The 12,818-nt window shown below is 68.2% G+C and carries 14 protein-coding genes; 12 read left to right on the top strand and 2 right to left on the bottom strand.

What is annotated here, in order from left to right:
* Positions 1 to 48: 48 nt before the first annotated feature.
* Both Q9Q79_RS11525 and Q9Q79_RS11520 read right to left on the bottom strand, forming a co-directional pair.
* Positions 49 to 363, bottom strand: coding sequence for an AzlD family protein (locus Q9Q79_RS11525; RefSeq protein WP_012480455.1), 315 nt, complete (start codon positions 361 to 363; stop codon positions 49 to 51).
* Positions 360 to 1,091, bottom strand: a complete 732-nt coding sequence (locus Q9Q79_RS11520; RefSeq protein ID WP_012480454.1) for an AzlC family ABC transporter permease — start codon at positions 1,089 to 1,091, stop codon at positions 360 to 362. The genes Q9Q79_RS11525 and Q9Q79_RS11520 overlap by 4 nt, the downstream gene beginning before the upstream one ends.
* Before the next feature lie 127 nt (positions 1,092 to 1,218).
* Here Q9Q79_RS11520 and Q9Q79_RS11515 point away from each other — a divergent pair, with 127 nt between their 5' ends.
* From Q9Q79_RS11515 to gspE, 12 genes are all read left to right on the top strand, one after another.
* Positions 1,219 to 1,683 (top strand): Lrp/AsnC family transcriptional regulator, encoded by a 465-nt coding sequence (locus tag Q9Q79_RS11515; protein ID WP_005413654.1) that lies wholly within the window; start codon positions 1,219 to 1,221, stop codon positions 1,681 to 1,683.
* A gap of 643 nt (positions 1,684 to 2,326) precedes the next feature.
* A complete protein-coding gene (locus tag Q9Q79_RS11510) occupies positions 2,327 to 3,007 on the top strand; it encodes a TonB C-terminal domain-containing protein (protein ID WP_062606536.1) in 681 nt (226 codons plus the stop codon).
* Positions 3,008 to 3,023: 16 nt separating this feature from the next.
* A complete protein-coding gene (locus Q9Q79_RS11505) occupies positions 3,024 to 3,554 on the top strand; it encodes a sigma-70 family RNA polymerase sigma factor (RefSeq protein ID WP_062606577.1) in 531 nt (176 codons plus the stop codon).
* A gap of 69 nt (positions 3,555 to 3,623) precedes the next feature.
* Positions 3,624 to 4,604, top strand: a complete 981-nt coding sequence (locus tag Q9Q79_RS11500; protein WP_005409893.1) for a DUF4880 domain-containing protein — start codon at positions 3,624 to 3,626, stop codon at positions 4,602 to 4,604.
* 58 nt (positions 4,605 to 4,662) lie between these two features.
* A complete protein-coding gene (locus tag Q9Q79_RS11495; protein ID WP_005409892.1) occupies positions 4,663 to 5,214 on the top strand; it encodes a hypothetical protein in 552 nt (183 codons plus the stop codon).
* Between the two features lie 144 nt (positions 5,215 to 5,358).
* Positions 5,359 to 5,919: a hypothetical protein gene (locus tag Q9Q79_RS11490; RefSeq protein WP_005409891.1), complete on the top strand. Its 561-nt coding sequence runs from the start codon at positions 5,359 to 5,361 to the stop codon at positions 5,917 to 5,919.
* A 57-nt stretch (positions 5,920 to 5,976) separates the two neighbouring features.
* Positions 5,977 to 6,414: a type II secretion system major pseudopilin GspG gene (gene gspG, locus Q9Q79_RS11485; RefSeq protein ID WP_005409890.1), complete on the top strand. Its 438-nt coding sequence runs from the start codon at positions 5,977 to 5,979 to the stop codon at positions 6,412 to 6,414.
* A gap of 9 nt (positions 6,415 to 6,423) precedes the next feature.
* On the top strand, positions 6,424 to 7,329 hold the full coding sequence (gene gspK / locus Q9Q79_RS11480; RefSeq protein WP_005409889.1) for a type II secretion system minor pseudopilin GspK: 906 nt from the start codon (positions 6,424 to 6,426) through the stop codon (positions 7,327 to 7,329).
* Positions 7,326 to 8,489, top strand: coding sequence for a type II secretion system protein GspL (gene gspL / locus Q9Q79_RS11475; protein ID WP_012480449.1), 1,164 nt, complete (start codon positions 7,326 to 7,328; stop codon positions 8,487 to 8,489). The genes gspK and gspL overlap by 4 nt, the downstream gene beginning before the upstream one ends.
* Entirely contained in the window at positions 8,486 to 9,013 is a 528-nt protein-coding gene (gene gspM, locus Q9Q79_RS11470; protein ID WP_033835066.1) for a type II secretion system protein GspM, read from the top strand. Before gspL ends, gspM begins: the two co-directional genes overlap by 4 nt.
* Positions 9,010 to 11,388, top strand: a complete 2,379-nt coding sequence (gene gspD / locus Q9Q79_RS11465) for a type II secretion system secretin GspD (RefSeq protein WP_201862542.1) — start codon at positions 9,010 to 9,012, stop codon at positions 11,386 to 11,388. The genes gspM and gspD overlap by 4 nt, the downstream gene beginning before the upstream one ends.
* On the top strand, positions 11,385 to 12,818 hold the full coding sequence (gene gspE, locus Q9Q79_RS11460; protein WP_012480446.1) for a type II secretion system ATPase GspE: 1,434 nt from the start codon (positions 11,385 to 11,387) through the stop codon (positions 12,816 to 12,818). Before gspD ends, gspE begins: the two co-directional genes overlap by 4 nt.

The raw sequence follows: 12,818 nt of genomic DNA, 5'->3' as shown, positions 1-12,818 counted from the left end.
TCTGCTGCGCCACTACGGTGCGCCGGGCATTGCCCGGCGGACCGGTAGCTACCCCATCAGATAGCGCAACACACCCGCCGAGACCACGCCGATCAGCACGGTCGGCAGCATCGACAGCCGCGTGGCGGCCAGCAGGGTGATGGCCAGTGCGGCCAGGTCGGCTGGCTTGTCGGCCACGAAGTCCGGGGCGATCACCGAGATCAGCACGCAGCCCGGCGCGGCTTCCATCACCGTCACTGCGCGTTTGCTCAGTGTGCGGTTGCGCAGCGCGAGGAAGCCGACGATGCGGGTCAGGTAGGTGGCGGCGGCCATCAGCACGATGGCCAGTACCGAGGTCCAGTGGATCAGGCCATCGAAGATCATGCTGCGTCCTCCGCCAGCAGCCAGGCCGCGGCCAGGCCGGCCAGTGCGCCGCTGGCCACGTACCACGCACCTGGCACCAGCAGGTAGGTAGCAGCGGCTACAGCCAGGCTGACCAGCCACGGCCGCGCGGCCTTCATGCCCTGCCACATGCCACGCAGCAGCACCAGGAACACGGCGGCGAAGGCCATGTCGAAACCATAGGCGTGGATGTCGCCCAGCATCGGGCCAACGATCGCGCCCAGCGCGGTGCAGGCCACCCAGACCGTGTACAGGCCTGCCGATACGCCCAGGTAGTAGGCCAGGCTGAAGCCAAGCGCGCGTCGGCGCGCATCGGCCACGCCCATCGCCCAGCTTTCGTCGCACATGAAGAACAGCGCCGGCAGCACCCAGCGGCGCGGCAGGTGCTGCAGCAGCGGGGCCAAGCTGGCGCCCATCAGCAGGTGACGGCTGTTGACCAGCGCGGTGATGGCCACGATCAGTGCAATGTGCGGTGGCGAGGTCCACAGTTCGACGGCGGCGAACTCCGAGCCGCCAGCGAAGTTGAGGCCGGTCATCAGCGGCACTTCCAGTGCGCTCAGGCCTTTCTGGGCTGCCTGCGCGCCGAGCACCAAGGCGAAGGGAATGAAGCCGATCATCACCGGCACGGCGGCGCGCAGGCCGCGCAGGAATTCGGCACGCGGTGCGGTATCGCAGGTGTCAGGCAGGGGGAGGGTGGTACGGGCGTCCATCGAACGGCACAACAAGGTGGGGGTGGCCCATGCTAGCGGTCCAATCGCGAAATCGGGTTGCGTTGATACCACTTGATTCTGGATGATTGATATTTCATGCGGTCAAAAGTGGAAGAGGTGAAATTCCATGCAGTACCAGCTGGACAACCTCGATCGGCGCATCCTCGACGCCCTGCAGCGCGACGGCCGCCTGCAGAACCTGGAGCTGGCACGCCTGGTCGGGCTGTCGCCGTCGGCCTGCCTGCGCCGGGTGCGTCTGCTGGAGGAGGGCGGCTACATCGACCGCTATGTGGCCTTGTTGAACGAGGCCAAGGTGGGCCGTGGCTTCACGGTGTTCGTGCGGGTGTGGCTGCGCGGGCAGGACGAGGACACCACCAATCATTTCATCAACAGCATCAAGTCGTTCCCGGAAGTGCTTGAATGCCATCTGATGGCCGGTGACTGCGATTTCCTGTTGCGGGTGGCGGTGGCCGACCTGGATGCCTACCGGCAGTTCCAGATGCAGCACCTGAACCGGATTGCCGGGGTGCAGAACACCAAGACCGAGATTCCGATGCAGCGGATCAAGCAGACGACCCAGCTGCCGCTTTGAGGGATGGGGTTTGCGGCCGGGTTGCACCCGGCACCCGCGGGTAGTGCCGGCCGCTGGCCGGCAACCTCAGAAGCAACAGCAACAGCAACAGCAACAGCAACAGCAACAGCAACAGCGGGCCTGCTGAGGGATGGCGGGGTGGGTCCGGTTGCGGGGGACGCTGCAAGTACGTCCATGTAGCTCGGTCGCGGCTTGCTCGTGTGCGCTGTCCTGCGCACACGGCAAGACCGGGGTTGGGCGTCCTGCCCAACCCGCCCGAGGCATGCCTCGGGCCCATGCGGCTCACGCCCCCGCAACCGGACCCACCCCGCCTTCGACAGATTTCCACGATCTGCCGGAACGGCATGAGCTGCTCCTGGTGGGTGTCGACCTTGGTCGACACGTTTGGGTCGGTACCGGGTCGGATCCCGTTGCTGCGCAACGGGCTCTGACCCTGTGAGCAAATGAACAGGTCTGTTCGATTCATTGATTCCTGATGCGTGACTGGCTTTACGGAGCCTGGCTCGATGCCAGGCCGTGGGCGGCGGTCATCGCAATGACATGTGGCGCCGGTACGGTTTGAGCCCGCTTGCGGGTCGCGCGCGGGCCGGGGTTCCGGTGGTGGCGCGCGTCCATTGCAGCTGCTGTCGCTGCCGAGGGTCATGTGTTCTACGTCAGGGGGCTGAATGGACACCATGCGGTCAGAATCTGGAAGGTGGCCATCGCCGCATGGCTGCTGCTGTCCTTTGCCGCTGCCGCGCAGGACGCTGTTCATGCCTACGACATCCCTGCGCAGCCGCTGGAACAGGCGGTCGAGCGCTTCAGCGTCATCAGTGGGTGGTCAGTGATGTACCCGGGTGACCTGGCCGCCGGCCGCAGCAGCCATGCGCTGCGCGGCAGCCTGGCGCCGCTGCCTGCCTTGCAGGTGCTGTTGCAGGACTCCGGTATCGAGGCCGAGGTGATCGGCGAGCAGCGCGTGGTGCTGCGCCGGGGCGCGCCCTCGGCCGCTGAATCGGGTGTTGGCGCCGAACTTCCCGAGGCCGAGCGTCGGCGTCGCTACGGTGGCCTGCAGCAGCGGTTGCGTGCGGCGTTCTGTGACGACCCGGAGATCGCGCCCGGCCGCTATGCCGCGACGCTGCGCTTCCGCATCGACGGCGCGGGCCAGGTGAGCGAGCCCGAGCTGCTGTCAGGCAGTGGCAGCGCCCGCCGCGATGCGCGCCTGCTGCAGGCACTGCAGGGCTTGGTGCTGGCGCCCGATGCCGCTGCGCTGCCGCAGCCGGTGACGCTGCAGATCCGTCCTTCCGGCACCGACCACGACTGTGGCCGGCGCGCGCCCCTTCCATGACTTCAAGGATTCGAACATGAGCAACGGTACGGCTGGGGCAATTGACCTGATGGACCACCTTCTGGGTGCCTACGATGAGCTGAAGCGCCGGCTGGTGCGCAAGCTGGGCTCGGAGGAGCTGGCCGGCGACGCGCTGCAGGACACGTGGATGCGCCTGAGCGCGCGGCGTGACCGCCTGGATGCCGTGCAGAACCCCGCGGCCTACCTGCTGCGCATGGCAATGAATACCGTGATCGACCGCCAGCGTGCAGACCACCGCCTGCTGAGCCTGGAGGAGGTGGATACGCTGATGGACATGGCCGACCCTGCACCCGGCCCGGCGCAGGCGGCCGAACTGGACTTCGCGCTGGAAGACATGGTCGGCCTGCTGCAGCGCATGCCCGAGCGCCGTCGCCGCATCCTGCTGGCGATCCGCGTCGATGGCCTGCAGCAGCGCGACGTGGCCGATCGCCTCGGTGTGTCGCTGCGGCTGGTGCAGCGTGAGCTGAAGGCGGCCCAGGACTACCTGGCCGAGCGCAGCGGGCAGGGGCGCCAGGTGCGGTTCTGAACGGCGGCATCCGTCTACACTTTGACGCCGAGCAGAACCCCGCAGCGTGCGGGTCCGGCATGAGCCCCCATGGATCCTGACGATCGCCCGCAACGCCCGCTGGATGCCGTCGAGCGTCAGGCGCACGCGTGGGTGGTGCGGCTGACCTCGGGCGAGGCAACCGCCGCCGACGGGCGCAGGTTCCGTGCGTGGTGCGAGTCGGATCCGCGTCATCGTGAGGCGTTCGGCCGTGCGCGCCGGCAATGGGAGCAGGTACGCCTGGCCGGCGAGCAGCTGCCCGCCGCCGCGCGCCAACCGGTGGCGCCGACGCCGGCCCAGCGCTGGAGCCGGCGCGCCTTCCTGGGCGCGGCGATTGCCGCCCCGGCCAGCCTGGTGGTGGTGGCGGCAATCCGCCCGCCGCTGGGGCTGTGGCCTTCGGTGACGGCGATGACGGCTGATTTCCACACCGGCACCGGTGAACGTCTGCAGATCGCACCCTTGCCACAGCTGAAGATCGAACTGGATACGCAGAGCAGCCTGCGCCGCCGCGCCGACGCGCAGGGCGAAGGCTTCGAGCTGGTGCAGGGCCAGGCCGCGATCGAGACCCTGGCCGGCCTGCGCCTGGCGTTGTTCGCGGGCCCGGGTTGCGTGATTGCCGATGAAGGCGCAGTGCGCCTGGATGTGCGCAACACCCACGGCCAGGTACGGGTGACCTGCCTGCAGGGCAGCGCCCGCATCGAGCATCCGCAGGGCCGGCTGCAGCTGCAGGCGGGTCAGCAGACCCAGTACGACGAGCGCCTCAGTGGCGTGGTGGCCGAAGCCGTGGCTTCTGAAGTGAGCGCCTGGACCGAAGGCATGCTGGTGTTCCGCCGCGCACCGCTGCGCGAGGTGGTGGACGAGATCAACCGTTATCGTCGTGGCAAGGTTCTGTTGGGTGAATCGGCGTTGGCGCGCGCGCCGGTCAGCGGTCGCTTCCGTATTGATGATCCAGACGCGGCACTGGAGCAGCTGCGACTGACGATGTCGCTGGATCTGCGTCGCTTTCCGGGTGGCATTGCCGTCCTTGGATAGATGAAGACGCTGGCCCTGCGCGCCGCGCAGGGCTGTTGCAAGCGAGGAGAGGCCAAGGATGCGCAACGAGACCATCGGTGTGCTGGATCTGCGTCGCAATCTGTCGGCGCTGCTGGAAACCACGCAGCGACGGCCATTGATGGTGCATCGCTATGGCTCACCTTGGGTGTGCGTGGTGTCCGATGCGCAGTGGCAGCAACAGGCGGTGCTGCTGGACTTTGATCCGCAGTCGCACCCGCTGGCGATGCTGCTGCGCCTGCAGCAGCAGTCGCTTCCGCTGTCTGAAGCTGGTGCGTTGCCGCCCGCGGCGGTTGCACGCGCACTGCTGTTGATGGACGTGCATCGCATTGAGGATCTCGCACAGCTGCACGACCAGGTGCTTCACCATCGCCTCTGGCATTGGTTCGTAGCAGGCACCCATGGTGTGATGGACGGCTGGCAGCTGCCGGCGCTGCGCGTTGCGATGGCGTCATGGTTCGATGACGTGGACATGTCCAATGCGCTGGCAACATTCGCCGCGCGCAGCGACGTGGCGATACTGGCACGGCGTTGTGGAGGCGAAGCGCCGCGGCTGGAACGCGAAGCCTGCAGGCAGATGACGCTGCGATGACGTTGTCGATGAAGCGCCACGCAGTGCACAGAGCTGCATGCGCGCTGTCGCTTCACCTGCCTTGCTGACGTCTTCTCCAGAGTACGACGCACCACGCGTCGTGGAGCACGGGCGGCGCCGATGGCAGACAGTCGCAGGATCAGCATGCTGGAGCTGGATCGTCACCTGAGCCAGTCACTGGAGCAGGCACGGCATGCACCATTGAACGTGCAGCGCTATGGGCGCTCGTGGGTCTGGGTGCTGTCCAGCGACGCCTGGGCGGATGCGGCGCGCTGGGCGGCACTGGATGGTAGTGCGCACCCACTGGCGGCGCTGCGAAAAGCCCTCGACCTGCAGCTGCGGCCCTGGCCCGAGGCGGCGATGAGCCCGCTACCGCTTGATGCAGGCGATGCGCGGCTGCTGCAGCGCGCGGCTCTGCTGGTGGTCGTGCGCGGTCTGAACAGTGCCCAGCGCGTGTACGACGACCTGCGCTATCACCAGGCCTATCGGATGTTCATCGGCCTCGATCATGGAACGGCATGGTCGCCGATGCAGTGCGTGCGCCTGCTGCAGGCCTGCGCGCACCCGTTGCTGCGCGGCTGCATCGACGATGCGCTGGCCAGCGTGCCGCAGCACCTGTTCGAGTCTGCATGTGCCCCGGCTGCACGTATTGCGCCTGCACAGGGACACGCGCAGCGGATTTCCAGCGGATGTTTATCGTACTGACACATGCACCGCTGACCATGGCGCAGCGGTCTCTTCCAGGATGACGAGGGCGGAACAATGGCAAGGCAGGTTCGTGGTCGCAGGGCTCGGCAGCAGGGTTTCAGCCTGATCGAAATCATGGTGGTAGTGGTGATCATCGGCATCCTCGCCGCACTGATCGTGCCGCGGTTGATGGACCGTCCCGACCAGGCGCGCGTGGTGGCAGCGCGCCAGGACATCGCTGCATTGATGCAGGCGTTGAAACTGTTCAAGCTGGACAACGGTCGCTATCCCAGTGCCGAGCAGGGCCTGCAGGCGCTGGTGAAGCCACCGCAGGGTGGTGGCGCGATGCCGGTCACGCCCTATCTGGATCGCCTGCCCAATGATCCATGGGGCCATCCGTACCAGTACCAGATTCCCGGAACCCATGGCGACATCGATGTGTTCTCGCTGGGCGCGGACAGCAAGCCCGGTGGCGACGCCGGGAATGCGGACATCGGTTCCTGGCAGCTGTGAGGCAGGCCGATGTCAGCCCGGATGCGTTCTGTTTCGAGTGTCCGCCAATGTGGCATGGCGGTGATCGTCGCCCTGCTGGTGGTGGCACTGGTGGCGGTGATTGCCACCGCACTGCTGACCCGGCAGTCGGCCCAGCTGCGTGCGCTGCGTGGCGACCAGCTGCGCGTACAGGTACGCATGGCGGTGGACGCAACGCTGGAGCGTGCGGCACAGCAGCTGCGTGAGGATGTAAAGGAACAGCTGACCACGGTGCGCAGCGGGCGCTGGGCGCGCCCATTGGAGCTGCAGGCGCCGTTGCCGGTGCAGCTGCAGCTGGTCGATGCGCAGTCGATGTTCAACCTGCGCAACCTTCTTGCGCATGGCAGGCCGGACCCCGAGGCGCGGCGCGCGTTCATCGCGTTGTGTGCCGGGCAGGGGCTGGGCCAGGGCGCCTGCGCATCCGCCGCCGACCACATCCAGGCGCGCCTGCGCGATGGCGACATGCAGGCGCAGGCGCCGCTGCCGCGCGAATCACTGATCGAACAAGCGCTACCTGGTGCCGATCCGGTGGCGTTGCAGGCGCTGGCGCGGCGCACCGTGGTGTTGCCGGCGCAGACCCTGGTCAACGCCAACACCAGCGACCTGCGCGTTCTGCAGGCGGTGACGCCCGTGGTCGAGCCGGCACGGCTGCAGGCGCTGCTCGGTGAGCGCGATGCTGGCCATTGGCTGCTCAATCGCGGCGACATCGCCAACCGACTCCAACTGAGCAACGAACAGATGGCCGTGCTTCCCCTGGGTATCCATAGCGAATGGTTCCTGGCCGTCGGCCAGGTGCAGGCTGACGGCAGTGCGGTCGATTTTCGCGCGCTGTTGTGGCGCGAATACCGCGACGATGGGGTGCGTGTGCAACGGGTGTGGACGAGGATCGGCGCATGAATGTGCAGCTTCGCGTGCGCCTGCCGGCGCTGGAGCACCTGCGCGCCGACAGCGCGGTGGACTGGGCGCAGCTGCACAAGGGCGAGGTGTTGGCGCATGGCCGCGAAACACTGGCGACGCTGGGCCTGCGGCATCCGCAGGCTGCGGTGCGTGCCTGCCTCGATCCGAACGACCTGATCCTGCTGGAACTGCAGTTGCCGCCGTTGTCCGGGCGCCGCCTGCAGTCGGCGCTGCAGGGTGAGGTGGAGGCGATGCTGCTGGATGACCTGCAGGAGGTGGCGCTGGCCCACGGCGCGCAGGCGGCAGACGGCACGGTTCCGGTGGCCTGGCTCGGCCAGCAGGCCATCGCGGAGGCGCAGCAGCTGCTGGGCTCGTGTGGGCTGCAGCTGCAGGCGCTGTATCCGACGCCACTGCTGCTGCCCTGGCAGGACGGCCAGGCCACGCTGCAGGTCAGCGGCGAGCATCTGCTGGTACGCAGCGGGCGCGATCGGGGTTTCGTTCAATGGTATGGCGGACGTGATGCCTGTGTGGTGATGCAGGCGCTGGCCGTGCGCCTGCAACAGGCGGGCGTGCTGGCCGTGCAGTGGATCGATAGTGTGCCGCCGACGTGGCCGGACAGCCTGCCGGCCACCGCCGTCACGCATGAACGGCAGACCTCTGGCCCCTTGCCAGGCTGGTCATTGCCGCTGCCCGGCGCAGGCCGGAAAGCACCGCGACTGGCGATCGGCCTGGCACTGGCAGCAGTGCTGCTGGCTGCACTCGGCCTGCAGCTGCAGGTCTCGCGTTCGCGGATCGAGGGCGAGGCCCTGCAACGGGACATGGCGCGCCAGTTCAGCGCGCGCTTCCCGGAGATCACCGATGTGGTGGACCCGGTGTTGCAGGCAAGGCGAGCACTTGCGGTGCCGCTGCCGGCGCCGCCGTTGCCGGCGCTGCAGCGTCAGGTTGCCAGCACGCTGCAGGCTGTTCCGGAGCTGGCCGGGCAAGTGCGCAGCCTGCATTACCAACCCGGGCAGCTGGACATGGAGCTGGATGCCGATGCCCAGGCATTGGCCGACGATCCGCAGCGGCTTGAGCACTGGCAGCAAGCAGTTCAGGCACAGGGCCTGCAGCTGGCGCGCGAAGCCGGTGGACACCTGCGAGTGAGCGGAGCTGGGCAGTGACGACCCGCACCCTATGGCTGGGCGAGGGGCTGGTGGGCCTGCAGCACCGCTGGCAACGCCTGCCACCGCGCGACCGGCTGATGCTGTGGGTGATGGTGGTGGCGCTGCTGGTGGCGGGCCTGTGGTCGTTGTGGCTGGAGCCACTGCTGAAGCAGCGCACGTATTGGCAGGCCGAGCTGCCGCGGCTGCAGGCGCAGTCCCGCGCACTGGCACCGCTGCTACGCGCCCGTGAGCGCCAGCAGCTGGCGCAGAGCCAGCACGCGACACTGGCCGGGCTGCGCGATGGCATCAAGACCGCCGGCCTTGCCGCCGGCCTGCATATCGAAGCGCGCGACGGGCGTTGGCACCTGCAGGTGCAGGCAGTGCCCGCCGACGCGCTGTGGAACTGGCTGCTGCCCGTGCTGGCCGATCCGGCCATCGAACTGCAGCAGCTGCAACTGACACGCACAGGGGATGCGAACATGCCGGCGGCACGGATTTCCGGAAACATCGTGATGGTGGCCACCGCGGGTGCCCATCCATGAGGGCGCGTTGCCTTGCCTGCAGTACCGCACTGGCCCTGATCGTGTGCATGGCCCACGCACCGGCGCTGGTACTGGCGCAGGACGCCCGTGATGAGCCGGTGCAGTTGAACCTGGTCGACACCGATATCGGTGGCGTACTGCGCATGGCAGCGCGCTTCACCGGGCGCCAGTTCCTGGTCGATCCACGGGTGACCGGCAAGATGACAGTGGTTTCCGATGGTCCGGTCAGCCGTACCCAGGCCTACCAGTTGCTGCTGGGCGCACTGCGCATGCGCGGCTTCGCCGTGGTCGAGAACGGCGGCGTCAGCCGGGTGGTGCCGCAGGCCGATGCCAAGCTGCTCGGTGGCCGCGTTGGCAGCGGCGGTGCGGGGGGTGAGATCGCCACGCGCACCTTCGCGCTGCGCTACGAGAACGCGGCCGCGCTGGTGGCGGTGCTGCGGCCGATGATCAGCCCGGACAATCCGATCACTGCCAATCCGGGCAACAACACGCTGGTGATCACCGACTATGCCGACAACCTGGAGCGCATCGCGCGTGTGATCGCCAGCGTGGATACACCGGCCGGCATGGACACCGATGTGGTGAAGCTGCAGCAGGGCATTGCCGTTGACGTCGCGGCGATGGTCGCGCCGCTGCTGGATGCGCAGGGCGCCGAGCCCACCCAGAAGGTGGTGGTGATGGCCGACCCGCGCAGCAACAGCGTGCTGCTGCGGTCGAGCAGTCCCGGGCGCACCCGCCTGGCTAGGCAGCTGGTGGAGAAGCTGGACCGTGCCCAGGATGAATCCGGCAACCTGCATGTGGTCTACCTGCGCAATGCCCAGGCCAACCAGCTCGCGGGTGTGCTGCGTGGCGTGGTGGCCGGGCAGAGCGATGCACCGGCGATGGGCAGCAACGAAGGCATCACACCACTGCCCGGCGACGCCAGCCGCTCCACCCCCGCGCAGCCGTCGCAGCCGCAGCAGGCCAAGCCCGGAGGCAATGCGCTGGAATCGCAGCGCCTGGACCCGAGCCGCCGTGACCCGATCGATGCAGGAAGCACCGGCTTCAGCCAGAACGGCATCTCGGTACAGGCGGACGTGGCCACCAACACGCTGCTGATCTCCGCCCCCGAGCCGGTGTACCGCAACCTGCGCCGGGTGATCGACCAGCTCGACCAGCGCCGTGCACAGGTGCTGGTGGAAAGCCTGATCGTGGAGGTCAACCAGACCGACGCGGCCGAACTGGGCGTGCAGTGGATGCTGGGCAATGGCCGCACCTTCGGCGGCACCCACTTCGGTGGCACCACCGGTGGCAGCGGGCTGAACACCACCGCACGCACCACCCTGGACGTGCTGCCCAAGGATGGCCTGAAGATCGGTGTGATCGACGGCACCATCAACCTGCCCGGCGTCGGCCAGATCCTCAACATGAAGGCGTTGGCCAACGCGCTGCAGAGCAAGGGCGGTGCCAACATCCTGTCCACGCCGAACCTGATGACGCTGGACAACGAAGCGGCCAGCATCATGGTCGGCCAGACCGTGCCGTTCGTCAGTGGCCGCTACGTGACCGACGGCGGCGGCGGCAGCAACAACCCGTTCCAGACCATCGTGCGCGAGGACGTCGGCCTGAAGCTGCGGGTGCGCCCGCAGATCTCCGAGGGCGGCACGGTGAAGCTGGACATCTACCAGGAAGTCAGCAGCATCGACGCGCAGAGCGCGAACAGCACGGCCGGCATCATCACCAACAAGCGCGCCCTGGATACCAGCGTGCTGCTGGACGATGGCCAGATCATGGTGCTGGGTGGCCTGCTGGAAGACAGCGTCAGCCATGGCCGTGATGCGGTGCCGGGGCTGGGAAAGATCCCGGTCCTGGGCGCCTTGTTCCGCAGCGACACGCGCAAGCGCGCCAAGACCAACCTGATGGTGTTCCTGCGCCCGCACGTGGTGCGTGAGCCGGCCGCCGGCCAGCGCCTGACCCGCGACCGCTACGACTACATGCGCAACGCGCAGGCGGGCGCGCAGCCGGCACAGAGCTGGGCCTTGCCGGCGCTGTCGGCACCGCAGCTGCCACCGCAGGACCTGTCTGTCCTCGGCCAGGGCAATGCACGCGATGACCAGGGCCAGCCGCTGCAGAACAGCAGCCTGGCGGCGCTGTACCCGTCCGGTGACGGCGATGCGCAGCTGGTGCAGTTCGCGCAGGGGCTGGACCCGGCGCGTGCCAGCCAGGGCGTGGCGCAGGTGCGTGCACTGGGCCTGCAGGCCTATGCCGAAGCGACGCCCGGCGAGAGCGGGCAACGCCTGCGCGTGCGATTGCCGCGCGATCCGGCGACGCTGGACCCTGCGCTGCAGCAGCTGCGCGGGCTGGGCTACACGCCGGAACTGGTGATCGGGCCGTGAGCGCTTCCGCGCCGCTGCCGTACGCCTGGGTGCGCAGCCATGGCGTGATGCTGTCCGAAGTTGGCGGCGAGCCCGTGTTGCTGGGCACCGCCGACACCGCAGCGTGGGCTGTGGCCGAGCTGCGCCGCCGGCATGGCCCGCTGCCGTTCCAGGCGCTGGACGCTGCGACGTGGCAACAGCGGTTGGGTGAGCAGTACCGTGACGGCGGCGATGCCGCTGCCGTGGTGGGTGCCGCCGAAAGCGAAGTCGATCTGGACCGGCTGATGCAGGACATGCCGGAGGTCACCGATCTGCTGGATGCACAGGACGATGCGCCGGTGATCCGCATGATCAACGCGCTGCTGGCACAGGCCGCACGCGATGGCGCCAGCGATCTGCACATCGAACCGTTCGAGACCCATTCGGTTGTGCGCTACCGCGTGGACGGCACCCTGCGCGACATGGTGCAGCCACGGCGCGCACTGCATGCGGCGCTGGTATCACGCATCAAGATCATGGCGCACCTGGACATTGCCGAGAAGCGCCTGCCGCAGGACGGGCGCATCGCCATCCGCGTGGGCGGGCGGCCGCTGGATATCCGTGTCTCCACGGTGCCGACCGCTCATGGCGAGCGTGCTGTGCTGCGCCTGCTGGAAAAGGATGCCGGTCGCCTGCAGCTGCAGCGCCTCGGCATGGCCGATGACACGCTGGCCACGTTCACCGGGTTGATCCGTCAGCCGCACGGCATCGTGCTGGTCACCGGGCCGACCGGCAGCGGCAAGACCACGTCGCTGTACGCCGCACTGGGCCAGCTCGACAGCAGCACCAGCAACATCCTCACTGTGGAAGACCCGGTGGAGTACGACTTCGCCGGCATCGGCCAGATCCAGGTCAACGCGCGCATCGGCATGAGCTTTGGCACCGCGCTGCGTGCGATCCTGCGCCAGGATCCGGACACCATCATGATCGGTGAGATCCGCGACCTGGAGACCGCGCAGATTGCGGTGCAGTCGTCGCTGACCGGGCATGGCGTGCTGGCCTCGCTGCACACCAACGATGCGATCTCGGCGGTGACCCGCCTGGCTGACATGGGCGTGGAGCCCTTCCTGCTGGCCTCGTCGCTGCGCGGCGTGCTGGCGCAGCGGTTGGTGCGGCGGCTGTGCACGCAGTGCCGTCGTGCCGAGGTGGACGGCGAGGGTCGCACCGTATGGCGCGCGGTGGGCTGCGCGGCCTGCGCCAACAGCGGCTATCGGGGGCGAACCGGCATCCATGAACTATTCGTGGTCGACGACCGCGTGCGCGCATTGATCCATGAAGGGCAGGGCGAGCCTGCGCTGCGCGAGGCGGCCCGGCGGGCCGGCATGCGGACCCTGCGGCAGGATGGCCAGCGCTGGGTCGACAGCGGGGTAACCACGCTGGAAGAGATCCTGCGCGTCACCGGCGACGATTGA

This window comes from Stenotrophomonas sp. a6 (assembly GCF_030913325.1).
Classification (GTDB): domain Bacteria; phylum Pseudomonadota; class Gammaproteobacteria; order Xanthomonadales; family Xanthomonadaceae; genus Stenotrophomonas; species Stenotrophomonas maltophilia.
The sequence above is the reverse complement of the archived record's forward strand: the minus strand, read 5'-3'. Positions and strand labels throughout refer to the sequence as shown.